Below are 22,838 nucleotides of genomic sequence, written 5' to 3' on the forward strand. Positions count from 1 at the left end.
AGGTCGGCCGGGTGGACGCCGGCCGAGGGGTCAGCCTCTGATCCTCTGCGTGATCTTCACCGTCCACGCCCCCGAGGCCGTCCGGTCCTCCACCTCGACCTTCACGCCCTGCCCCGGCACGGTGAAACTCTCGCCCAGGGCCACGGGGGCGTCGGCCAGGGGCGGGTAGACGGAGTCGTCGGGACAGGCCGAGGTGTGCGGGTGGGCGTCGACGACCTCGATGGGGCCGCCGCCGGATTCCGCGCCGCTGCGCACCCGGTAGACGAGGATGCCCTCGCGGCAGGTGGCGCGGTCGTTGCCGGCGGCGGTGCGGGCCTCGAAGGCGAGGGCGCTGTCGGCCCCGGTGCGCACCACGGCCAGCTTCACCCCGCCGCCGAGCCCGAACGCGGGCGCCCCGCCGGTGCCCTGCACCGGGATGCCGGGCCCCGCGGCGAGGGGTTCCAGGGTGATCCGGGTCGGCCCGGTGCCGCGTACACACATCACCTGGCGCGGGTCCAGCCATCCGAGCCGCCACTTGTGCCAGGCGAACAGGTCCGGCGAGAGCCCGAACTGGCTGCCCATCAGGTCCCAGTCGCCGACGTACGTGTCCCAGTCGCCCTTGCCGTCGGCCGGGCGGTGGTAGAGGTCGGGCAGATCGAAGACATGGCCGGTCTCATGGGCGAGAACCAGCCGGTCCGGCGGATGCTTCTCGAACACCGTGACGACCCGTCGTACATCCGTGCCGTCCACATGCAGGGGGGTGTCGAGGTTGACGACCTTGGTGGCGTCGGAGTCCACGCCGGGCGCGTCCGGGTCGGCGACCAGGTACACCACCTGGTAGCGGGAGAAGTCGACGACTTTGTCGGCCACTTTGAAGGCGTCGTTCAGATAGGCGGCCCGGTCCTCGGCGGCCCAGTCCCGCCGTATGGCATACGCCGTCGAGGGACGGGGCATACGCAGCCAGTGCGTCAGCGGATGCGGTCGCAGGGTGAACCTGCCGTAGGAGGCCTGCTCGAAGTAGCGGCTGGTCTCCGGGAAGTGGTCGGCGGTCAGTTCCGCCGGGGTGGTGCGCGGGGTGCCGTCCGGGAAGGACAGGAAGACCATCACCGCGTCCAGCGTCCGGGTGGGGCGGGTGTAGTCGGAGTCCCAGGTGTCGACGCCCTCGGAGTGGTGGGCCTCGGTGCGGTGCAGGGCACAGGGGGCGGTGGAGAAGGGCTCGGCGACCGACGGGCCGGTGAAGATCGAGGTCGCGGCCACCGCCGACAACGTGGTGCACACGGCGGCGGTGCTGCGCAGCAGGGGCACGGACATGACCTCCGGACGCGGTTCGACAGACCCGCACCCAGATTGCTCGGTTTCGCCACTCGATGCCCTGTTTGTCTGCACCAGAAGGGTGAGCGCTCCCCATTTGGGCGCCCGGCGCACTACGGCGCTCGTCAGCCCCGATTCACTCACGGAACGTCACAACTGGTCGACGGGCTCAATAACCCGTCCAGGTGCGGGCAGAAACGATCTGTCAGAAAGTCTGTCCGGTCCGGGACACTGGATGATGGCTGGAAGGGCCTGGGGCCAGCCTCTATGATCGGCACACTTTCCGGCACGGACAGAGATCGAGTGCACTGCGGGAGCGAGCGGTGAGCGGAACGTCCGAAGGGCCGACGCCCGCGGCAGACCTCGACCGGTCAGCCGTCACAGACAGTGATCACATCACCTACGACCGTGTCTTCGGAGCGTCGCCGCTCGCCATGGCCGTCGTGGACCGCGGAGGATTCGTCCTGCGCGCGAACCCGGCCTTCGGCGAGCTGCTCGGCACCGACTGCGACACCCTCACCGGCCGGTCCGCCGCGGAGCTGGTGGACCTGGCCGCCGACGCCCGTTCCTGGCACGCCTACCGGGAGGTGCTGAGCGGGCGGCAGGCCAGGCTGCGCTGCACCCGCAGGCTGAAGCGCCCCGCCGGGAACACCGTGTGGGTGCAGCTGACCGTGGTCCCGCTGGCCGACGGCGGGGCGGGCGTGCTGCTGTCCGCCGCCGACATCAGCGCCCGCCGTGAACTCCAGGCGCGGCTGCGGCACTTGCAGATGCACGACCCGGTGACCCGGCTGCCCAACCGCACCCTGTTCTTCGAGCGCCTGACGGCCGCGCTGGAGGCGGAGTCGTACGAGCGCGGCGGCACCGGCCGGATCGGGCTGTGCTACCTGGACCTCGACGGGTTCAAGGCGGTCAACGACACCCTCGGCCATCGCGTCGGGGACCGGCTGCTCGCCGCCGCGGCCGAGCGGCTGACCAGGGTCGCCGACGACGCCGGGTACGCCCGCGCCGCGCCCCCCCTGGTGGCCCGGCTCGGCGGGGACGAGTTCGCGCTGCTGGTGGAGGACTCCACCGGCACCGAACAGCTCGCCGACCTCGCCGAGTCCGCGCTCGCGGCCCTCCAGGAGCCCTTCGACCTGGCCGGGCAGCGGCTGTCGCTGACGGCGTCCATCGGGGTCGTGGAGCGCCATGCGGCGGGCACCACGGCGACCGGTCTGATGCAGGCGGCGGATACGACGCTCTACTGGGCGAAGGCCGACGGCAAGGGCCGCTGGACGCTGTTCGACCCCGAGCGCAACGCGCACCGGATGACCCGGCAGGCCCTGTCCTCCACCCTGCGGCCCGCCATCGAGCGGGGTGAATTCGCCCTGGAATACCAGCCCTTGGTGGGCATGGAGGACGGCCGTCTGTCCGGGGTGGAGGCGCTGGTGCGCTGGCACCATCCGCAGTTCGGCACGCTGACGCCGAATCGGTTCATCGGGCTGGCCGAGGAGGACGGCTCGATCGTGCAGCTCGGCCGCTGGGCGCTGGTCACCGCCTGCCGGCAGGCCCGCCGCTGGCAGCAGGCCCACCCCGGCGAGCCGCCGATCTTCGTCAGCGTGAACGTGGCCGTGCGCCAGGTGTGGGACTCGGACCTGGTGGCGGACGTGGCTCAGACCCTGTCGGACACCGGACTGGCCCCGCATCTGCTCCAGCTGGAGCTGACCGAGTCCGCGGTGATGGGCTCGGCGGGCCGCCCGCTCCAGGCGTTGCAGGCCCTGAGCGACATGGGGGTGCGCATCGCCATCGACGACTTCGGCACCGGCTACTCCAACCTCGCCTACCTCAGCCGACTCCCGGTCTCGGCGCTGAAGCTGGACGGCTCCTTCGTCCGCGGCTTCCAGTACGAGGAGACGCCCAAGGGGGTGGCGCCCAACCCGGCCGACGAGGTGATCGTGGAGGCGATGATCCAGCTGGCCCACCGGCTGGGCCTGACGGTGACCGCCGAGTGCGTGGAGACCTCCGCCCAGGCCACCCGGCTGCGCCGCATCGGCTGCGACACCGGCCAGGGCTGGCTGTACTCCCGCCCGGTGCCGCCGGACCGCATCTCCGAGCTGCTGGGGGCACGGGCGTACACCGCCACCACGTGAGGAGGGCCGCACCGCCACTCCCTGAGGACGGCCGCACCGCCACCCCGCGAGGGCGGGGCGTGCGGTGCCGTAGGGGCTATCCGGCCGTCGGCAACTCGTAGGCGTCCGCGATGAGTTCGTACGAGCGCACCCGCACCTCGCCGCGGTGGGCGTGCGTGGTGATCATCAACTCGTCGGCGCCGGTGCGCTTGTGGAGGTCGTTCAGGCCGGAGCGCACCTCGTCGGCGGTGCCGTGCACCACGTTGGCCGACCAGGAGGCGATGAACTCCTCCTCCATGGCGCCGAGTTCCTGACTCTCGGCCTGCGCCGGGTCGGGGAAGAGTCCGGGGCGGCCCATGCGCAGGCGGAGCATGTTGAGGGCCATCGCGCGGGTCTGGCGGCGGGCCTCGCGCTCCTCGTCGGTGGCGAGGGCGGAGACGCCGATGAGGGCGTACGGCTCGGCGAGCACCGGGGAGGGGCGGAAGGTCTCCCGGTACAGGTCGAGCGCGGGGATGGTGTTCTGCGCGGAGAAGTGGTGCGCGAAGGCGAACGGCAGGCCGAGCATGCCGGCCAGCTGGGCGCTGAACCCGGAGGAGCCGAGCAGCCAGACCGGCGGGCGGTGCGGGGACTGGACCCCGCCCGCGGTGCTGCCCTGCACCGGGCCGGGGATCGCGTGGATGCGCCGGTAGGGGTGGCCGTCGGGGAAGTCGTCGTCCAGGAAGCGGATCAGCTCGGCGAGCTGCTCGGGGAAGTCGTCGGCGCCCTCGTGCAGGGTGTCGCTGCGGCGCAGGGCGGCGGCCGTGGCGCCGTCGGTGCCGGGGGCGCGGCCGAGGCCGAGGTCGATCCGGCGCGGGGCCAGCGCCTCCAGCGTGCCGAACTGCTCGGCGATCACCAGCGGGGCGTGGTTGGGCAGCATCACGCCGCCGGAGCCGAGCCGGATGCGCTCGGTGTGGGCGGCGAGGTGGGCGAGGATCACGGCCGGCGAGGACGAGGCGACGCCCGGCATCGAGTGGTGTTCGGCCACCCAGTACCGGTGGAAGCCGCGGGCCTCGGCGAGGCGGGACAGCTCGACGCTGGTGCGCAGCGCGTCGGTGGCGGTGCGGCCCGCGCCGACCGTCACCAGGTCCAGGACGGAGAGCGGGACGGGCGCGGTGCCGTGCGCCGTGCCCCGGATGCCGTCCGCGACCGCGCGGTCCTCGTGCGCCACCGCGTGATCCTCCCGCGCCACCGCGTGGTTCTCGCGCGCCTGAGCTGCCTCGTCTGCGGACACGGTGGGGGCCTCCTGGTTCCGGCGTGAGCTGTGCCGGAGTGTCGTAACAGGTGGCCCTCCCCGCTTATTCCGCCCGCCGGGGGCGGCCCTCAGACCTGGACGAGCGGCTCCCTCGTGAACAGCGCGCCCAGCTCGGGCGCGTTCACCCGCCGGTCGGCGAGTCGCAGCCCCTCCCACACCGTGACCTGGTTCGCGGTGAGGACCGGCTTGGACAGGGACTTCTCCAGCAGGCCGAGGTGGGCGGCCGTGTGCAGGGCGGTGTCCGGCAGCAGCACCGCCTCCGCGCCCGCGTCGTCCGCGGCCCGCGCCAGCGTCAGCACGTCCTCCTCGCCCCAGCGGGCGGCCTCGGCGGCCGAGCCGATCCCCGAGGAGCGCGCCCCGGTCACCTCCAGGCCCCCGGCCCGCAGGAACTCTGCGAACAGCGCGGTGATCTCCTCGGGGTAGGTGGCGCCGACGGCGACCCGTCGTACCCCCAGCTCACGGGCCGCGTGCACGAAGCCGAAGGACGTCGAGGAGGCGGGCATCCCGGCCAGCCGGGCCAGCGTGCGCACCTGGTCCTGGGCGCCCTGCCAGCCGTGCACGAAACCGCCGCTGGTGGACGCCCACACCACGGTCTCGGCGCCGGCGAGCCGCAGCCGCTCCATGCCCGCGCCGAGCCGCTCCGCGGAGCCCGTCTCGCGCAGTTCCTCGACCCGGCGCGCGTCCTCGCCGTCCTCGGCGTGGACCAGGTCCACCCGGATGTCGCTGCCCAGGAGCTGCTCGATGCGCGGATAGTCGTCCTCGGCGAAGTGGCCCGGATAGAGGACTCCGAGTGCGGTCATGTCCGTCCTTCCTGCGTGCGTTCGGGCACTGGTACGGGACGCCCCGCACGGCGACGCCCGGTGCGGTCCCACGGCTCGGGTACCCAGCCTCGGCGGCGCGGCCCACACCATGGCCGGCCGACCGTGTTGACGTGGGTGGGCCGGGGTGCGAGCGTGGTCGATCCGTGCGGTCCGGGCGGTCGGAGGGGTGCCTCCGGGGCGTCCGGGCACGCACCCGCCACGGACCGCCGGGAGCCGCGCATGTCGGACGTCGGGAGCCGTCCCGCCGGACGCCGGGAGCCGTCCGGTACGGCGAGCGTCCCCACCCTGCTGGTGCTGGACGCCGAGCCGCCGCCCCGGCTCGGCCGGCTGACCGGGCGGGCCCGGATCGTGCACACCGACGCGGCGCACCTGGCCGAGCGGCTGCCGCACGCGGACGCGCTGCTGGTCTGGGACTTCACCTCGACCGCGGTGCGCGAGGCATGGCCCGGCGCCGGGCCCCGGCCGCGCTGGGTGCACACCGCGAGCGCGGGCGTGGACCATCTGCTGTGCCCGGAGCTGGCCGCGTCCGAGGCGGTGGTCACCAACGCGCGCGGGATCTTCGAGCAGCCGATCGCCGAGTACGTGGCGGCTCTGGTGCTGGCGGTGGCCAAGGAGCTGCCGCGCACCCTGGAGCAGCAGCGGGCGCGGGTGTGGCGGCACCGGGAGAGCAGGCGGGTGGCGGGCACGCGGGCGTGTGTGGTCGGTACGGGGCCGGTCGGGCGGGCGATCGTCCGGCTGCTGAAGGCGCTCGGGGTGACGACGGCGCTGGTCGGGCGGGTGCCGCGGACCGGGGTGTACGGCCCGGACGACCTGGACCGGCTGGTCTCCCGCGCGGACTGGGTGATCGCGGCGGCGCCGCTGACGGAGGCGACGTACCGCATGTTCGGCGCCCACCTCTTCGGCGTGATGCAGCCCTCGGCGTTCTTCGTCAACGTGGGGCGCGGCGCCCTCGTGGACGAGGAGGCGCTCGTCCACGCTCTGGCCCGGCGCTGGATCGCCGGCGCCGCGCTGGACGTGTTCGCCACCGAACCGCTGCCGGCCGACAGCCCGCTGTGGGAACTGGAGGGGCTGATCGTCTCCCCGCACATGAGCGGGGACACGGTGGGCTGGCGGGACGAACTGGGGCGCCAGTTCCTGGAGTTGTACGAGCGCTGGGCGGCGGGCCGGCCCCTGCTGAACGTGGTCGACAAGAAACGCGGTTACGTACCCGGCCACTGATCCGGTGGACGGTGGGGGTTGTGTGGAGGTGAGGGGCGGGAAGCGGGGACAGGCCGCTGGGGCGCGGCGCGGCTAGGTGGTGGGGCGGTGCCGTGGCCGCGCAGGTCAGCGGCCCGGATCGGCCAACAGCCGGACCAGTCACGGCACTTCGCGGGTTCCGGGCGGGGTGGTGACGCGTCGTCCGGCCGGGAAATCGGGGCGCATACCTCGGATCGGCTAGGGTAGCGGCGCCGCCATGGCTCCACCACACGGGAACGACGGACACGCTTTTCGGTCAGGACACAGACCCAGCCGGCGGACGCTGCTCGGCTCGATCGCGGCGCTCGGGGCACTGGGGGCCACGGGCTGTACGCGGGTCGCCGCCGCGGGCCGGCACGGCGGCGAACTGCTCGACCGGCTCCGCGCGCAGGGCGTCGTACGGCTCGGCATCGCGGGCGAGATCCCCTTCGGGTACATCGACAGGGACGGCCGTCTCACCGGTGAGGCACCGGAGTTGGCGAAGGCGGTGTTCAAGCGGCTCGGCGTGGACCGGGTGCAGCCGGTGCCGACGGAGTTCGGCTCGCTCATACCCGGCCTGAACTCCCAGCAGTTCGACGTCGTCGCGGCCGGCATGTACGTCAACGCCGACCGCTGCAAGCAGGTCATCTTCGCGGATCCCGACTACCAGATGCTGGATTCGTTCATCGTCCGCAAGGGGAACCCGAAGGGGTTGCACTCCTACCAGGACGTCGTGGCGAAGAAGGCGAAGTTCGCGACCGGCACCGGGTACGCCGAGATCCAGTACGCGGTCGATGCGGGCTACCGGCAGCGCGACATCCTGATCGTGCCGGACCAGGTGGCCGGCCTGAACGCGGTCGAGGCGGGCCGGGTCGACGTGTTCGCCGGTACGGCGGTCACCACCCGCGAGGTCGTCAGGAAGTCGGCCAAGGCGGAGGCGACCGCGCCGTTCGCGCCGCTGGTCAAGGGCAAACCGCACATCGACGGCGGGGCGTTCGCGTTCCGGCCGACCGAGACCCGGCTGCGGGACGCGTTCAACGCGGAGCTCCACGAGCTCAAGCGCAGCGGTGAACTGCTGCGGATCCTGCGGCCGTTCGGCTTCACCAAGGCCGAGATGACGGACCTGACGGCGAAGGAGCTGTGCGGGCGATGACCTCGGGGCTCTGGGAACTGGTACTCAAGGGCGTCTGGACCACCGTCCAACTGCTGGTGTTCAGCGCGCTGCTGGCCGCCGCGGTGTCCTTCGCGGTCGGCCTGGCGCGCACCCACCGCCGGTGGATCGTGCGCTTCGCGGCCGGCGTCTACACCGAGGTCTTCCGCGGCACCTCCGCGCTGGTGATGATCTTCTGGGTGTTCTTCGTGCTGCCGATCGCCTTCGGCTGGCAGCTGGTGCCGATGTGGGCGGGCACGCTGGCGCTCGGCCTGACGTACGGCGCGTACGGCTCCGAGATCGTGCGCGGCGCGCTGAACGCGGTGGACCCGGCGCAGCGGGAGGGCGGGATCGCGCTGAGCTTCACGCCGGCGCAGCGGATGCGGCTGATCGTGCTGCCGCAGGCCGTGCCGGAGATGATCCCCTCCTTCTGCAATCTGCTGATCGAGCTGCTCAAGGGCACCGCGCTGGTGTCGGTGATGGGCATGGGCGATCTGACGTTCAGCGCCAACCTGGTGCGCCTCGCGCTCCAGCAGAGCGCGGAGATCTACACGTACGTGCTGCTCATCTACTTCCTGATCGCCTTCGTGCTGACCCGGCTGATGCGCGCCCTGGAGAAGCGGCTGAAGGCCGGGATCGGCCGGGACGCCGGCCCGGAAGCGGCGGCGCGTGTGCTGAAGCGGGCCCGGACGACCGGGGTGGGCGGTGGTGTCGTATGACGTGGGACTGGCACGCGGTGGGCGACTTCCTGCCGCACTTCCGGGACGGCCTGCTGGTCACCCTCCAGGCGCTGGCGCTGGGTTCACTGCTGTCCTTCAGCCTCGGCCTGGTGTGGACGCTGCTGATGCGGGCGCCGACCCGGTGGGTGCGCTGGCCGGTCGGGGTGATCACGGAGTTCGTGCGCAACACCCCGCTGCTGGTGCAGCTGTTCTTCCTCTTCTACGTGCTGCCGGAGTGGGGCCTGACCTTCTCCGCGCTGTCCACCGGCGTCTTCGCGATCGGGCTGCACTACTCGACGTACACCATGCAGGTCTACCGGGCCGGCATCGAGGCGGTGCCCGCCGGCCAGTGGGAGGCGGCGACCGCGCTGAACCTGCCCCGGCGGCGGACCTGGACCGCGGTGATCCTGCCGCAGGCGATCCGCCGGGTGATCCCGGCGCTGGGCAACTACGTGATCTCCATGCTCAAGGACACGCCGATGCTGATGGTGATCACCGTGCTGGAGATGCTGGGCCAGGCCCGGTTCTTCTCCCAGCAGCGCTTCCAGTTCACCGAGCCGCTCACCGTGATCGGCGTGGCCTTCGTCCTCATCTCCTACCTGGCCTCCCTTCTCCTGCGAGCCCTGGAGCGACGCCTTGTCCGTTGAGACCCGTACCCAGCCCGCCGTCACCGCCGACCGGCCCCCGGCCGAGCTGATCCGCCTGGAGCAGGTCACCAAGCGGTTCGGCGCCCACACCGTCCTCGACCACCTGGACTTCACGGTCCAGCCAGGCAGGCACGTGACCCTGATCGGGCCCTCCGGCTCCGGCAAGACCACGATCCTCAGACTCCTGATGACCCTGGCGAAACCGGACGAGGGGACCATCACCGTGGACGGCGAAGCGCTGTTCCCGGCCCCGGAGAAGCAGGTCCGGGAGGTGCGCAAGAAGATCGGGATGGTGTTCCAGCACTTCAACCTGTTCCCGAACATGTCGGTGCTGCGCAACCTCACCGAGGCGCCGGTGCGAGTCCTCGGGCTGTCCAAGGACGAGGCGGAGGAGCGGGCGCGGGACCTGCTGGAGCTGGTGGGGCTGACCGACAAGTGCGGGGCGCGCCCGGCGCAGCTGTCCGGCGGGCAGCAGCAGCGGGTGGCGATCGCGCGGGCGCTGGCGATGCGGCCGCGGGTGCTGCTGCTCGACGAGGTGACGTCCGCGCTCGACCCGGAGCTGGTCGCGGGCGTGCTCGACCTGCTGCGGGACATCGCGCGCAGCACCGAGATCACGATGCTGTGCGTGACCCACGAGATGGGCTTCGCGCGGGACATCTCCGACCAGGTGCTGATGTTCGACGGCGGCCGGGTGATCGAGTCGGGCCCGCCGGAGAAGATCTTCAGCGAGCCGGAGCAGGACCGCACACGGGAATTCCTCGGCGCGGTGCTGTGAGGGCGGTGCTGTGAGGGCGGTGCTGTGGCGTCCGGGGGCAACGGTCGAGGTCCAGCCGCTGGGGCATGCCTTTGACATATGCCAGCGGGCCTCCGCCGCAGTTGAGGCGGCCGCCGGGACGAGAACGACGGACTGGGAACTTGTCAACGCCCCCTCCCCGGCGGCCCTTTGCCCGTTATCGTGGTATCGCCGCACCGTCCGGAAATCCACGGCCCAGTAAGCGAGCGCAGGGGGGACCCACCGTGGCGCTGATGCACGAGCCGACCGCCCCGTACCACTCCGTCCAGGACGCGCTGCGCGTGCTGGAGGCCGTGGCGCGCACCGCCGCCGGGGTCACCGAGACCGAGCTGGCCCGGCACACCGGCCTCGGCCCCGAGCGGCTCACCCTGCTGCTGCGGATGCTGCGCCGGGAGGGGTACGTGGAGCAGATCGGCGGCGGGGCGTACACCACCGGCGACACCCTGCGCCGGCTCACCTCGGTGCGGGACCGCGAGCGGGCCCTCACCGAGAAGCTCCAGCGCATGCTGGACCGGCTGCGCGACTCGGTCGGCGCGGCGGTCTACATCAGCCGGTACGTCGACGGCGAGGTCAAGGTCACCCAGTACGCCGCCGGGCCCGCCGCCCCCGCGGTCAACGAGTGGGTGGACTTCCGCTACTCGGCCCATGCCACGGCGGTCGGCAAGAGCCTGCTGACCCAGCTGGACCACAACGCGCGCCGCGACCACCTCGCCCGGCACAAGATGGCCCGCCTCACCTCGCGCACCATCACCAGCGACAAGCTGCTGCTGTCCCGCCTGGAGTCCCAGCCGCCGACGGTGCCGGTGCTCGACCTCCAGGAGTACGCGGTGGGCACGGTCTGCGCGGCGGTCCCGATCACCGCGGGCGCCTCGGTGGGCTGCCTGGCCGTGTCCCTCCCGGTGGAGCACGCGCACCGGCTGAAGCAGGCCGCGGACACGCTGAACCGGAGCGCCGCGCCGGTGCTGCTCTCGCTGGCGATCTAGGCGGCCCTCGGGTGGTCACGAGCACCCCTGAGGACCAGGTAGTATTTTCTTCGTCGCCGGCCGCGGGAAGCGGAAGGCGAGAGTCACGCGCCGCTAGCTCAGTTGGTTAGAGCAGCTGACTCTTAATCAGCGGGTCCGGGGTTCGAGTCCCTGGCGGCGCACAGCGAAAAGGGCCCCTCACCTCGGTGAGGGGCCCTTTTCGTTCGCCTAGAAGGTGACGTCCGAGCAGGCGTAGAACGCGTTGCCCGTGTCGGCGATCGTCCAGACCGCGAGGATCACATGGTGGCCGGACAGGCCCGTCGGCAGGATGCCGCTGTGGCTGAGCGTCGCCGGCGGCTGCTGGCCGTTGTAGGGCACCGTCAGGAACGGCGTGAGGTTGAGGTCCGAGCGGGACAGCGGGTGGTTCTGGTTCCAGCCCTGCTTGGTGACGTAGTACTTGAAGTCCGTCGTGGCGTGCCGGGCCGTGAACTGCCAGCGGAAGGTGTACGACTGCCCGCCGGTCACCTGGGTGGTGGGCCAGGCGGCGCCGGATGGCGTGGTCGGCGAGCTGAGCTGGGCGAACCGGTCCACACCGCCGTTGCAGAGCTGCCCGTCGGCGGGCCCGGCGGCCGGGAAGCCCTTGGGACCCTCGACGCTCTGCGGCTCGTACTGGATGTCGCCGCAGCCCTTGACCGTGCCGTTGGCGCAGAGCTTCTGCCGGCTGATGGGCAGGTCGGTGTAGCCGTGTCCGCTGGCGCCGCCGGTGGAGAGCGCGAACGCTCCGGCGGTCACCACGCCGAGCACGACTGCGGACATTCTGGTCTTGGTTCGCATACTGCCGCTCCTGGAGAACGTGGGGAGTTCAGGGAGGCGCCACGGAGGAAGGTCTAGACCAAGTCACAGGTTATGGGCGTCACTTGGTCATGTCCATACCAGTGGCGTCGGCACCTGCTCCCGGCTACACCTGCTCCCCGCGCCCCGCGCAGAACGCCACCGTGAGGTCCCGCACCAGCACCTTGCGCTGGTCGTCGTCCAGCTCGACCAGGCCGCGCGTGGTCAGCCGGGTCACCGTGTCCTCCACGGAGTCCACCACCGAGCTGAGCACGCTGGCCCGCTGCCGGGCGTCCAGCGCGGCGATCCGGCGGCGCTCCATCGCGGCCGCGATCTCCGGGTCGTACTCCACCCGCAGCGGCTGCACGGAGAACACCTCGAGACCGGCCGGCGCGGTCTGGGCCGTCACCAGCCGGGTCAGCCGCTCCCCCGCCGCCGCGGGCCCGCCGCCCACGCCGCCCGCCGGCTCCACCGGCACCCGCGCGAGCGCCGCCTCCACGCACTCGCGCAGATACCGCTCATGGTCCTCCAGGCCCAGCACCGCCCGCGCGGTGTCCCGCACCCGCCACACCACCAGCACCACCACCCGCAGCGGCGTGCCGCCCGGATCGGCCGCGGGGATCGCCTCGCTGCGCCAGTGCCGCAGCCGCACGTCGACCCGCCGGCGCCGCAGCAGCGGATTGACCCAGAGCAGCCCGGTGCGCCGTACCGTCCCCTGGTAGCGGCCGAACAGGCCGACCACCCAGGCCCGTCCGGTGCGCCCGCGGGCCAGCCCGCCGAACCCCGCCGCGCCGAGCAGCCCGGCCCCGGCGTACGCCGCCCACTGCGCCGGTCCGAGCCCCGCGCCCGCGGGCTCCGGCAGGCGCAGCGCCTGGGCGGCGAGCGGCGGCAGCACCCCCGCCCACCAGGAGGCGGCCAGGCAGCCGGCGACCCCGCAGGCCCCGGCGAGCACCCCGGCCGCACCGGGCAGCACCCGCGCCGGACGCTCCGTCAGCTCGGGGTCGATCCGGGGCAGCGGGTGCCGCCGCGCCGGCGCCGGGCGGCTCGCGCGCGGCAGTTCACCGGTGCCCTGGCGGCGCCCCACCACGGCGGGCGCGAGCGGCGGCCCCACCGGATCGCGGTCGCCGCCGCGACCGTCCCGGCCGCCGGGGTCGTCGCGGAACAGCAGATGGACCGGGATCTCGGTGGTGGACTCGTTGCGGATCAGCCGGGCCGGGCGGGTGCCGGTGGCCGTGGCCGACCAGGGGTGACCCTCGGAACCGGACGGTGTGTGCGAGGTGGTCGTACTCATGGGTGCCTCCAGCCTCCGCGCCAGATGCGTCATGAACGGGAACTGATGGGATGCGTACGGCGGTCGGGGCGGGGCTCAGGAGAACAGGCGGCGCCAGGTCTCCGGGCCCATCGAGCCGTCGGCCGCGCCGCCCCGCCAGCCCTGGCTGCGCTGGAAGGCCGCCACGGCCTGCCGGTCCGCCTCGCCCCACCGCGGTCCGGGATCGTCGTCGGGGAACCGGCCGAATCCCTTGCGGGTCAGCCGGCTCCTCAGCCGGGTGACGTACTCGTTGCTCTGCCCCGCGCGGAAGTAGGCCTTGCCGGGGTAGCCGGGCACGCCGTTGGCGGCGGGCTCCGGCGCGTCCGGGGGGATGTCCCGGCCCCGGCCGGAGGTGAGCAGTTCCCAGGTGCGCGGACCCGGCAGCCCGTCGGCCTGCGCGTCCTGCCAGCCCTGGGCCCGCTGGAACGCCTCGGTGGCCCGCCGGTCCGCCTCGCTCCAGACCGGGCCCGGACCCTCGGGGTAGTACGGTCCCGCGCCCCGCGCCACCAGCATCTGGCCCAGCTGGGTGACGTACTCGTTGACCGCGCCGGACCCGAAGGCGCCCGCGCCCGGAAAGTCCGGGGAGGTCTTGCCGTCCGCCGCCTCGGCGCCCTCGCTGCCGGTGGACAGGCCCTTGTAGCGGTAGGGGACGTACTTGCCGGTGTTGCTCCAGTAGGGGTAGGGCGTGGTCTGGCTGCGGGTGTGCGGGGGTGTCTGCTCGTAGACCTTGTAGTGGGTGTGGGCGGAGTCCGTCCAGCCGCCGAAGATCACCACGTGGGAGCCGTTCTGGGGGTTGGCGGTGTTGTGGTAGAGCAGGATGTCGCCGGGCTGGAGCTGGGACTTGGTGATCTTCACGCCGTACTGGGCGAGGCTGCCGGTCCACTGGTTGCTGCCCAGGCCCCAGGCCATGGAGACGTAGCCCGAGCAGTCCTGCCGGTAGCCGTCGGTCCAGTAGCTGCCCATGCTGTACGGCACCTTCGCGGTCACCCAGGACTTGGCCCGCTTGATGATGGCGTTGCGGGTGGTGTGCGGGGTGCGGGCGGCGCCGGGGCGGACGGGGCCCCGGCCGTGCAGCGGGGACGGGGGGCCCTGGGGGGTCGCGCTCTCGCCGTCGCCGGGGACGGCCTGGCGGTGCGGGGGGTGGCCGGCGGGGAGGACGGCGGGCAGCGCGGCCGCCGGGGTCACCGCGCCGAGGGCGGCGGACACGGCGGCCACGACGGCCATCCCGCGTCTCGCGGGGAGCTGGGCGAGACGGCCGGGCAGCTGGCGGCGGCGGGCGCGGCGCCGGTGGACACAGCCGGGGCAGTCGCAGTCGCGCGCGGGTTCGAACTCCTCGAACACCGGAGCGGTCATGCGATCTGCCTCACATTCATGGTGTTTTTGTCCGCTTGTGTGCACGTTGATCAGTTTCCCAACTGTCCACGGAACGCGCACTTTGACGGTCCGAATGATGTACGGCCCCTCCTGCGCCCCTCCCCGGTGGTTCGGAGCACCCCCGCAGGTCAGGTAGAGTTCTCTCTGTCAGCAGGCGCCGCTAGCTCAGTTGGTTAGAGCAGCTGACTCTTAATCAGCGGGTCCGGGGTTCGAGTCCCTGGCGGCGCACGATGACGATGGCGATCCATGTTCGCGGACAACGCGGACCTGGGTCGCCATCTCTGTTTTGCGCGGCTCCGCATGCCCGTTGCCGGGGGCGTCCGTCGGTGGGTGGGCCGCTACGCTCTGGTCATGGCGGCGCGGGACCTTCAGGAGCGGATCAAGAAGCTGATCGTGGACCGGCGGCTGCCCCCCGGCGCCCCGCTGCCCACCGAGCCGGAGCTGATGGAGTTCCTCGGGGCGAGCCGGAACTCGGTGCGCGAGGCGCTGAAGGCGCTCCAGGCGATGGGCATCGTGGAGATCCGGCACGGCTTCGGGACGTACGTCGGCCCGATGTCGTTCGCGCCGATGATCGAGGGCCTCGCCTTCCGCACGGTCGTCGGCCACTACCGGGGCGAGGACTCGCTGCTCCAGCTCCTCGAACTGCGCGAGGCCGTGGAGACCGGCCTCGTCTCCCGGCTCGCCGGGCGGCTGCCCGCGGCGGACCTGGCCGAGCTGGACGCGCTGGTCGACCGCATGGAACAGCAGGCGGCGCGCGGCGACGGTCTCGCGGACACCGACCGCGCCTTCCACGCCACGCTCTACCGGGGCCTGGACAACGCCCTGCTCAGCGAGGTCCTGGAGGCGTTCTGGGACGCCTTCCACCGGGTGCGCCGGGATCTGGTGGACGTGCCGCAGGAACCGCGGGTGACCTGCCGCCAGCACCGGGAGATCCTGGACGCGGTGCGCGCCGGGGACTCCCCGCGGGCGGAGCGCGCCATAAGGGACCACTTCGGGAACGTGCGGACACGCCTGTCCGGGTGAGCCGACTCGACCGGGTGAGCCGACCGCGGCCGGCGCGGCGGGTTCAGCGGGGGCGGCGGTCGCGGCGGGTGCGCAGGCCCACGGCGACGGCGGCGACCGAGGCCAGCGCGAGACCGGTCAGGGCCTGCGCGGTGTCGGGTCCGGAGCCGCTGGTGGCCACGGTGGCGAAGTGCGCGGTGGCGTCGACGGGAGCGGCAAAGACTCTTCCGCCGCCGTCCCCGGCCACGACCGTGATCCTGCCGTCCACCACCCGGTCGGCGCAGGTGACCCTGACGTCGTAGGCGCCCGGCCCGACCGTGGAGCCGACGCGGGCCCGGCCCGAGAGGGTGCTGCGGGCGCCGGTGAGACGGGCGTCGGCGGTGAAGGCGCGCGAGGCGGCGGTGGCCTGCCTTCCGGTGCAGCCGCTGACCCGCAGGGTCACCTCGGTCCCCGGCGCGGGGGCCGCGGGCGCCGCGGCGAGGGCACCGCCGTCGGCCGCGTGGGCGGCCTGGGCCGTCGGGCCGAGCGCGGCTACGGCCAGCAGACCGCTGCACACAGTGAGGGGTAGTGAGCCCATCGTGAACCTCCAGACACGTAAGGAGGTTCTCCCGGCCGGGGCGCCCCCGCATCCCGGAGGGCGCCCCGCTGCTCCATCCGGGTGAGACGGGTGCGGGGGCCGGACGTCAGATGAGGTCGACGAGGTCCGCGATGGAGTCCACGACCTGGGAGGGCCGGAACGGGTACCCGTCCACGTCCTCCGGCCGGGTCACCCCGCTGAGCACCAGGAAGGTGCGCATACCGGCCTCCAGGCCCGCCAGCACATCGGTGTCCATGCGGTCGCCGATCATCGCGGAGGTCTCGGAGTGGGCGCCGATCGCGTTCAGGCCCGCGCGCATCATCAGCGGGTTGGGCTTGCCGACGAAGTAGGGCTTGCGGCCGGTCGCGGCGGTGATCAGGGCGGCGACCGAGCCGGTGGCGGGCAGCGCGCCCTCGGTGGAGGGGCCGACGTTGTCGGGGTTGGTGGCGATGAACCGGGCGCCGTCGTTGATCAGCCGGACGGCCTTGGTCATGGCCTCGAAGGAGTAGGTGCGGGTCTCGCCGAGGATCACGAAGTCGGGCTCGTGGTCGGTGAGGACGTAGCCGATGTCGTGCAGCGCGGTGGTCAGGCCGGCCTCGCCGATGACATAGGCGCTGCCGCCGGGCCGCTGGTCGTTCAGGAACTGGGCGGTGGCGAGCGCCGAGGTCCAGATGTTCTGGGCCGGCACGTCCAGGCCCATCCGGCGCAGCCGGGCGTGCAGGTCGCGGGCGGTGTAGATGGAGTTGTTGGTGAGGACAAGGAAGGGGCGGCCCGAGTCGCGCAGCCTCTTCAGGAAGTCCTCGGCACCGGGGATCGGCACGCCCTCGTGGATCAGGACGCCGTCCATGTCGGTGAGCCACGATGTGATCGGCTTGCGGTCTGCCATGCTGTGCGTCTCCTGGCATGCGTGAGATCTACGGGCGGGGGCGCCGGAACCACGGCGTACCGACGCCCCCAGCGTAGTCAGCCGCGGCCGATCCGTGTCCCGGCGGTCAGCTGCCCGTCGCCGACTTCCAGTCCTCGACGTACGACGTCAGATTCTTGTCGATGTCGTTCCAGTCGGGCTCGAAGAACTGGACGCCGTCCATCAGCCTGGTGAGGGCGATGGCGTTGGCGTCCGTGGCCTTGACGTCCTCGCGGGCCGCGAAGCCGCCCCCGATGGAGCTGACCTGGGCCTGCGCCTGCTGGGAGAGCATGAAGTCGAGCAGCTTCCTGCCGTTGGCGCTGTGCGGGGCCTTCGTGACCAGGCCCGCGGCGTACGGCAGCGCGAAGGTGGAGGGCTTGCCGTCCTTGCCCGCCGGGAACCAGATGCCGAGGTTGGGCATGGTCTTGGACTGGGCGTAGTTCATCTGGACATCGCCGTTGGCGACGAGCAGCTCGCCCTTGTCCACCTTGGGCGCGAGCTTGCCGGTGGAGGCGGACGGGCCGACGTTGTTGGCCTGGAGCTTCTTCAGGTAGGCGAGGGCCTGGTCCTTGCCGCCGAGGTCGTGCATGGCCTGGATCAGCACGGCCGTACCGTCGCCGGCGACGCCCGGCGTGGAGTACTGGAGCTTGTTCCTGTACCGGGCGTCGAGCAGGTCGTCCCAGGTCTTCGGCGCCTGCTTCAGCTCCTTCTTGTCGTAGACGAAGCCGAAGTAGTTGTTCACGACGGAGGTCCAGGTGCCGTCGGGCGCCTTGTCGGCCCCGCTGACCGCCGTGGAACCCTCGGGCTCGTACTTCTGGAGCAGGCCCTTGGCGTCGGCCTCCTGGATGAACGGCGGCAGCGTGACCAGCACATCGGCCTGCGGGTTGCTCTTCTCCCGCACGGCGCGCTGCACCACCTCGCCCGAGCCGCCCTCGACGTACTTGACCTTGATACCGGTCTTCTTGGTGAAGTCCGCGAAGACCTTGTCGTACCAGCCGTCCCCGTTCTCGCCCTTGAGGCCGTCCGCGCTGTAGACGGTGACCTCCTTGGCGTCGGAGGCGGCGGAGGAGGAACCGCAGGCGGACAGCGCGGGGGCGGCGAGCAGGGCGAGGACGATGGCGAGCGGGACGCGGGTTCTGGACATGGCGGAACGAACTCCTGGCGTTTTTCAGGGCGGTCGGGAGGGTCAGCGGTACGACGCTCGGGTGCGGATCCGGGAGACGGCGAACAGGACGAGCAGGGTCGCGGCCATCAGCACCACGGCGACGGCGGAGCCGGTGAACAGCGCGCCGCGGTCGGTGGCCGCGTAGATCAGGACGGGCAGCGGGGTCCAGTCCGGGGGATAGAGCATCATCGTGGCGCTCAGCTCGCCCATGGACAGGGCGAAGCAGAGGCCGGCGGCCGCGGTCAGGGAGGGCAGCAGCAGGGGCAGCCGTACCCGCCACAGCACGTAGGAGGGCCGGGCGCCGAGGGCGGCGGCGGCCTGCTCGTAGGCCGGGTCGAGGCGGGTGATGGCCGCCGACACGGACTGGTGGGCGAAGGCGGTGACCAGCACGGTGTGCGCGAGGATCACGATCCAGCGGGTGCCGTTGAGCAGCAGCGGCGGTTTGGAGAAGGCCACCAGGACCGACAGGCCCACCACCACGGAGGGCACGGCGACCGGCAGCACGAACAGGGCGTCCAGCACCCGCTTTCCGCGTTTCCCCAGGGCGGCCCCGGCGAGCGCCGCCCAGGTGCCGGCGGCCAGCGCGAGCAGGCTGGCGCCGGTGGCGGTGAGCAGGCTGGTGACGAGCGCCTGGAGAGCCTCGCCGCGGGTCGCGGAACGGTAGTTGGCGAGCGTCGGGCCCGAGGGCAGGACGCTGGACCAGTGGGTGGCGAAGGAGGCGCCGAGCACCGTGAGCAGCGGCAGCGCGAACAGCGGCAGGAAGAGGACGAGGAACACCGCCCACAGGGCCCACCTGGCCCCCCGGCTATGCACCAGCACGACGGCTCACCACCCGGTAGAGGCCGTACAGGCCCACGGAGATCAGGACGTTGACGACGGCGACCACGCAGGCGCCCGGATAGTCGGACTCCAGGATCGCCTTGCTGTAGACGAGCATCGGCAGGGTGGTGACCCCCTTCGCGCCGGTGAACAGCACGATGCCGAACTCGTTGAGGCAGAGCACCAGGACGAGGCTGCCGCCGGCCGCGAGCGCGGGCAGCGCCTCCGGCAGGATCACCCTGCGGACGATCCTGGGTGCCCGCGCCCCCAGCGAACTGGCCGCCTCCAGCTGGGCGGTGTCCAGCTGCGAGAACGCGGCGAGCAGCGGGCGCATCACGAACGGCGTGAAGTAGGTGATCTCCGCGAGCAGCACGCCCCAGGGCGTGTTCAGGAACTGGAACGGCCCCTGCGCGGCGCCGGTGAGATCGGTCCACGCCCCGTTGGCCATGCCGACGCTGCCGTAGATGAACAGCAGGGCCAGCGTGATCAGGAAGGACGGGAAGGACAGGAACACGTCCACGAACCGCGCCACCGCCCTCGCTCCGGGGAACGGCACGAACGCGATCACCAGCGCCAGCAGGAACCCGAGCACCAGGCACCCGGCGGTCGAGGCGAGCGCCAGCCACACGGTGGTCCACAGCGCGTGCCGGAACGCCTCCGAGGCGAACACATCGGCGTACGGCTGGACGGAGGTCCCGCCGCTGTCCGGCCGGAAGGACTGCTGGACGACGAGGGCGAGTGGGTAGAGGAAGAAGAGGGCGAGGAGCGCGAGGGGAGGCAGGGCCCACAGCTTGGCGCCCCACTGCCGTGGGCGATCGTTCCGCAGGGCGGAACGGGTGGGCACGGCCACCAGCGCCGGGTCACTTGTCATCGCCGGCCACCCCCGCGGGCAGCAGCACCGCGTCGTCCGCCGCGAAGTGCAGCGTGACCTCGTCCCCCCGCCCCGGCGGATTCCTCAACTCCCGTACGTCGGCCATGACCTGGTGGTCACCGACCCCGACGTACAGCCGGTGCGTGGCCCCCCGCCACTGGATCTCCCGTACCACACCGGTGAGTTGGTTGGGGCCCTCCCCGATCCCCACGAGATGCGGCCGTACGCACAGCGTGGCCCGCGCCCCCGCGGCCACGTCCGCCGTGTCGACCTTCACCTCCCGGCCCGCGAAGTCGACGCTCTCCGAACTCACCGTCACAGGCAGCAGGTTGGCCCCGCCGACGAAGGACGCGGTGAACTCGTTCGCCGGCGCCCGGTACAGCTCCCTGGGCGTGCCGCAGCTCTGGAGCCGCGCCTTGTCCATCACCGCGATCCGGTCCGCCAGCGTCAGCGCCTCGACCTGGTCGTGGGTGACGTACAGCATCGACACCTCGGGCAACTCGCGGTGCAGCCGGGCGAGTTCGGCGAGCATCCCGGAACGCAGCCGGGCGTCGAGCGCGGACAGCGGCTCGTCCAGGAGCAGCACGTCGGGCCGGATGGCCAGCGCGCGGGCGATCGCGACGCGCTGCTGCTGGCCGCCGGACAGCTCGCGCGGATGGCGGCGGGCGTAGCCGGCCATGCCGGTCATCTCCAGCGCCTCGCCGACCCGCCGGCGTATCTCGGCCTTGGCCGTGCCGCGCGCCTTGAGCCCGAAGGCCACGTTCTCCTCGACCCGCATGTGCGGGAACAGCGCGTACTGCTGGACGACCATCCCGATGCCCCGCCGGTACGGTGGCAGGTCCGTCACGTCCCGGCCGCCGAGGAACACCCGCCCGGACGCGGGCCGGACGAACCCGGCGACCGCCCGCAGCGCGGTGGTCTTGCCGGAGCCGGAGGGCCCGAGCAGCGCCATGACCTCGCCGGGCTCGACGGTCAGGTCGAGGGAGTCGAGGACGACGGTGCCGTCGTAGGCGACCGTGACGGAATCGAAGCGGATGCTCATCTCACCGGGCTCCCGTGAGCAGCGCGGGCAGGCCGGCCACGGAGTCCAGGACGTGGCCGGCGCCCGCCGCGCGGAACTCCTCGTCGCCGTGCGCCCCGGTGCGCACCCCGGCGACCAGTCCGGCCCCGGCGCGCACCCCGCTGAGCACGTCGTACGCGGTGTCCCCGACCACGGCGACCTGCCGTACGTCCTCGGCGGCCCTGGTGCGCAGGAACGCCTCCAGGACCATGTCCGGGTAGGGCCGCCCGCGCCCGCCGGCGTCCGCCGGGCACAGGGTGAGCGGCACCAGGTCCCGCCAGCCGAGGGCGGCGAGGATGGCGTCCTGGGTGATCCGGGCGAAGCCGGTGGTCAGGACGACGGTCCGGCCGCCCGCGAGCAGTTCCTCGATGGTCTCGCGGGCGCCGGGGACGGGGGCGATCAGGCCGCCGTCGACCAGTTCGCCGTACGCCTTCTCGAAGGCGGTGTTGGCGCGCCGGGCCCGCTCCTCGTCCCCGAACAGGTGCCGGAAGACGGAGATCTTGGACTCGCCCATGGTGGCGCGGACGTAGGCGAGGTGCCCGGCGTGCTCGTCGGTGCCCTCCCGGACGCCGAGTTCGGCGGCGGCCACGGCGAAGGCACGCTCCACGAGCCCGCCGTCGGCGACGGTCGTACCGGCCATGTCGAGGACGACGAGCCGGATGTCGGCAAAGGTGTCGGTCATGGGGGTGCTCACCAGCCCAGTTCGTTCGCGGTGGTCTCGGCTATCGCGGGGGAGCAGGTCATGCCGCGCCCGCCGGGCCCGGTGACCAGCCACACCCCGTCGGCGACCTGCTGGCGGTGCACGACGCGGGTCTTGTCGGTGCACTGCGCGTACACGCCCGCCCAGCGGTGCCGGATGCGCGGCAGCGGCCGGCCCAGCAGGTTCTCCACGACGCCGGTCAGGTGCTCGTACGGCTCCTCGACGGTGTCGAAGGCGAAGGGGTGCTCGTACTCGTGGGTGTCGCCGATGGTCAGACCGCCGTCGGCGCGCTGCACCATGAGCAGCTGCATCTTGTGTGCGGCCGCCGTCTCGGGCTGCGGCTGGCCGGCGTTGAGCGCGTCGAGGGCCGCGGAGGCGTAGGCCGGGTAGTAGCGGAAGCTGTCGCCGTCCGCGACCGAGGTCGGCAGCGGTTCGCCCAGCGGGTCGGTCTGCATCATCTGGAGCCGGACCCGGCGCACGGGCAGGCCGGGCCCGGCCAGCTCGCGGACCAGACCGCCGAGCCAGGCGCCGGTGGCCAGCACCACGGCGTCGGCGCGGTGCACGTCCCCGTGGTCGTCGCGAACGGTCCCGGCGCCGGTCACCTCGCGGACCTCGCGGCCCGGCAGGAAGGTGTACTTCGGGGACCTGCGCAGCTCCGCGCGCAGGGCGAGCTGCGCGGTGCGCGGCTCGACCGCGGCGTCCCGCTCGCAGTAGAGGGCGGCGGTGAACTCGCCGCGCAGGGCGGGGTTGAGCGCGCGGGCCTCGGCCGGGGTCAGCAGCTTGTAGCCGCGGGCGGCGGCGTCCGCGCGGGCCACGGCGGCCTCGGCGACGGCCAGTTCCAGGTCCGTGCGCACCGGGGTCAGGGAGCCGGTGGCGCGGAAGCCCAGCCCGGCCACCCGGCCGCCGATGCCCTCCCACAGCTCCCGTGCCCGCAGCGCGGTCTGCAGTTCCGCTCCCCCGGCCCGGCCGCTCACCCAGATCTGCCCGAAGTTGCGCAGCGAGGCGCCGCGCGCCTCGGCCTCCCGCTCGATCTGGACGACCTCGTGGCCACGTTCGATTGCTTGCCAGGCGTGCATGGTGCCGATCACGCCGCCTCCGACGACTGTCACTCTCACGCCGCCCACGGTCCTCGGGGGCGGGTAACCGGAGTCGTCCGCCGGTCGACGGGAGCGTGAACCGCCCATCACGTTTGGGCTAGACCCGTTATCTTAACGTAACCTACAGGGTGGCGCA

22 protein-coding genes and 2 tRNA genes are annotated in these 22,838 nt (G+C 72.6%); 10 read left to right on the forward strand and 14 right to left on the reverse strand.

The features are described from left to right. Window positions 1-30 precede the first annotated feature (30 nt). Window positions 31-1,290, reverse strand: a complete 1,260-nt coding sequence (locus AC069R_RS01155) for a M6 family metalloprotease domain-containing protein (protein ID WP_478763447.1) — start codon at window positions 1,288-1,290, stop codon at window positions 31-33. Between the two features lie 323 nt (window positions 1,291-1,613). On the opposite strand from AC069R_RS01155, the gene AC069R_RS01160 reads away from it, so the two are divergent. Then, entirely contained in the window at window positions 1,614-3,416 is a 1,803-nt protein-coding gene (locus tag AC069R_RS01160) for a putative bifunctional diguanylate cyclase/phosphodiesterase (protein ID WP_478763449.1), read from the forward strand. Between the two features lie 76 nt (window positions 3,417-3,492). Here AC069R_RS01160 and AC069R_RS01165 read toward each other — a convergent pair whose 3' ends face one another. Together AC069R_RS01165 and AC069R_RS01170 are read right to left on the reverse strand one after the other, a co-directional pair. Then, window positions 3,493-4,602, reverse strand: coding sequence for an LLM class flavin-dependent oxidoreductase (locus tag AC069R_RS01165; RefSeq protein ID WP_478763688.1), 1,110 nt, complete (start codon window positions 4,600-4,602; stop codon window positions 3,493-3,495). Between the two features lie 152 nt (window positions 4,603-4,754). Beyond that, window positions 4,755-5,486, reverse strand: a complete 732-nt coding sequence (locus AC069R_RS01170; RefSeq protein ID WP_478763450.1) for a maleate cis-trans isomerase family protein — start codon at window positions 5,484-5,486, stop codon at window positions 4,755-4,757. A 240-nt stretch (window positions 5,487-5,726) separates the two neighbouring features. On the opposite strand from AC069R_RS01170, the gene AC069R_RS01175 reads away from it, so the two are divergent. The 7 genes from AC069R_RS01175 (at window position 5,727) to AC069R_RS01205 (ending at window position 11,175) form a co-directional block, all read left to right on the forward strand. After that, the gene (locus AC069R_RS01175; RefSeq protein ID WP_478763452.1) at window positions 5,727-6,725 is read left to right on the forward strand and encodes a D-2-hydroxyacid dehydrogenase; all 999 of its coding nucleotides are present in this window, start codon (window positions 5,727-5,729) and stop codon (window positions 6,723-6,725) included. A 235-nt stretch (window positions 6,726-6,960) separates the two neighbouring features. Next, entirely contained in the window at window positions 6,961-7,875 is a 915-nt protein-coding gene (ehuB, locus tag AC069R_RS01180) for an ectoine/hydroxyectoine ABC transporter substrate-binding protein EhuB (RefSeq protein ID WP_478763454.1), read from the forward strand. After that, on the forward strand, window positions 7,872-8,591 hold the full coding sequence (gene ehuC, locus AC069R_RS01185) for an ectoine/hydroxyectoine ABC transporter permease subunit EhuC (RefSeq protein ID WP_478763456.1): 720 nt from the start codon (window positions 7,872-7,874) through the stop codon (window positions 8,589-8,591). The genes ehuB and ehuC overlap by 4 nt, the downstream gene beginning before the upstream one ends. Next, window positions 8,588-9,238, forward strand: a complete 651-nt coding sequence (gene ehuD, locus AC069R_RS01190) for an ectoine/hydroxyectoine ABC transporter permease subunit EhuD (RefSeq protein ID WP_478763458.1) — start codon at window positions 8,588-8,590, stop codon at window positions 9,236-9,238. Before ehuC ends, ehuD begins: the two co-directional genes overlap by 4 nt. After that, entirely contained in the window at window positions 9,228-10,013 is a 786-nt protein-coding gene (gene ehuA / locus AC069R_RS01195) for an ectoine/hydroxyectoine ABC transporter ATP-binding protein EhuA (protein ID WP_478763460.1), read from the forward strand. The genes ehuD and ehuA overlap by 11 nt, the downstream gene beginning before the upstream one ends. A gap of 242 nt (window positions 10,014-10,255) precedes the next feature. Next, window positions 10,256-11,014, forward strand: a complete 759-nt coding sequence (locus AC069R_RS01200; RefSeq protein WP_478763462.1) for an IclR family transcriptional regulator domain-containing protein — start codon at window positions 10,256-10,258, stop codon at window positions 11,012-11,014. A gap of 87 nt (window positions 11,015-11,101) precedes the next feature. Then, window positions 11,102-11,175: transfer RNA gene (locus AC069R_RS01205), tRNA-Lys, on the forward strand. A gap of 46 nt (window positions 11,176-11,221) precedes the next feature. Here the strand turns inward: AC069R_RS01205 and AC069R_RS01210 are convergent. The 3 genes from AC069R_RS01210 to AC069R_RS01220 all read right to left on the reverse strand — a co-directional run bounded on the left by AC069R_RS01210 (window position 11,222) and on the right by AC069R_RS01220 (window position 14,486). Next, the gene (locus AC069R_RS01210) at window positions 11,222-11,827 is read right to left on the reverse strand and encodes a lytic polysaccharide monooxygenase auxiliary activity family 9 protein (protein WP_478763464.1); all 606 of its coding nucleotides are present in this window, start codon (window positions 11,825-11,827) and stop codon (window positions 11,222-11,224) included. A gap of 124 nt (window positions 11,828-11,951) precedes the next feature. Continuing rightward, the gene (locus AC069R_RS01215) at window positions 11,952-13,115 is read right to left on the reverse strand and encodes an SPFH domain-containing protein (protein WP_478763466.1); all 1,164 of its coding nucleotides are present in this window, start codon (window positions 13,113-13,115) and stop codon (window positions 11,952-11,954) included. A gap of 75 nt (window positions 13,116-13,190) precedes the next feature. Further along, window positions 13,191-14,486, reverse strand: coding sequence for a peptidoglycan-binding protein (locus AC069R_RS01220; RefSeq protein WP_478763468.1), 1,296 nt, complete (start codon window positions 14,484-14,486; stop codon window positions 13,191-13,193). Between the two features lie 175 nt (window positions 14,487-14,661). On the opposite strand from AC069R_RS01220, the gene AC069R_RS01225 reads away from it, so the two are divergent. Both AC069R_RS01225 and AC069R_RS01230 read left to right on the forward strand, forming a co-directional pair. After that, a tRNA-Lys gene (locus tag AC069R_RS01225) sits at window positions 14,662-14,735 on the forward strand. A 123-nt stretch (window positions 14,736-14,858) separates the two neighbouring features. After that, window positions 14,859-15,530, forward strand: coding sequence for a FadR/GntR family transcriptional regulator (locus AC069R_RS01230; RefSeq protein ID WP_478763470.1), 672 nt, complete (start codon window positions 14,859-14,861; stop codon window positions 15,528-15,530). Window positions 15,531-15,573: 43 nt separating this feature from the next. On the opposite strand, the gene AC069R_RS01235 is transcribed toward AC069R_RS01230, so the two are convergent. The 8 genes from AC069R_RS01235 to AC069R_RS01270 all read right to left on the reverse strand — a co-directional run bounded on the left by AC069R_RS01235 (window position 15,574) and on the right by AC069R_RS01270 (window position 22,720). Beyond that, window positions 15,574-16,086: a hypothetical protein gene (locus AC069R_RS01235; RefSeq protein WP_478763472.1), complete on the reverse strand. Its 513-nt coding sequence runs from the start codon at window positions 16,084-16,086 to the stop codon at window positions 15,574-15,576. Between the two features lie 106 nt (window positions 16,087-16,192). After that, entirely contained in the window at window positions 16,193-16,972 is a 780-nt protein-coding gene (locus AC069R_RS01240) for an HAD-IIA family hydrolase (RefSeq protein WP_478763474.1), read from the reverse strand. Between the two features lie 106 nt (window positions 16,973-17,078). After that, window positions 17,079-18,134, reverse strand: a complete 1,056-nt coding sequence (locus AC069R_RS01245; RefSeq protein WP_478763476.1) for a 2-aminoethylphosphonate ABC transporter substrate-binding protein — start codon at window positions 18,132-18,134, stop codon at window positions 17,079-17,081. A gap of 42 nt (window positions 18,135-18,176) precedes the next feature. Then, window positions 18,177-18,974, reverse strand: coding sequence for an ABC transporter permease (locus tag AC069R_RS01250; RefSeq protein WP_478763478.1), 798 nt, complete (start codon window positions 18,972-18,974; stop codon window positions 18,177-18,179). After that, window positions 18,961-19,845: a 2-aminoethylphosphonate ABC transporter permease subunit gene (locus tag AC069R_RS01255; RefSeq protein ID WP_478763480.1), complete on the reverse strand. Its 885-nt coding sequence runs from the start codon at window positions 19,843-19,845 to the stop codon at window positions 18,961-18,963. Before AC069R_RS01255 ends, AC069R_RS01250 begins: the two co-directional genes overlap by 14 nt. Then, window positions 19,835-20,887, reverse strand: a complete 1,053-nt coding sequence (locus tag AC069R_RS01260) for an ABC transporter ATP-binding protein (RefSeq protein WP_478763482.1) — start codon at window positions 20,885-20,887, stop codon at window positions 19,835-19,837. Before AC069R_RS01260 ends, AC069R_RS01255 begins: the two co-directional genes overlap by 11 nt. A 1-nt stretch (window position 20,888) precedes the next feature. Next, window positions 20,889-21,587 (reverse strand): HAD family hydrolase, encoded by a 699-nt coding sequence (locus tag AC069R_RS01265; RefSeq protein ID WP_478763484.1) that lies wholly within the window; start codon window positions 21,585-21,587, stop codon window positions 20,889-20,891. Between the two features lie 8 nt (window positions 21,588-21,595). After that, complete coding sequence (locus AC069R_RS01270) at window positions 21,596-22,720, reverse strand: TIGR03364 family FAD-dependent oxidoreductase (protein ID WP_478763486.1); 1,125 nt, start codon at window positions 22,718-22,720, stop codon at window positions 21,596-21,598. Window positions 22,721-22,838 lie beyond the last annotated feature (118 nt).

The organism is Streptomyces sp. NPDC043952 (genome assembly GCF_056435325.1).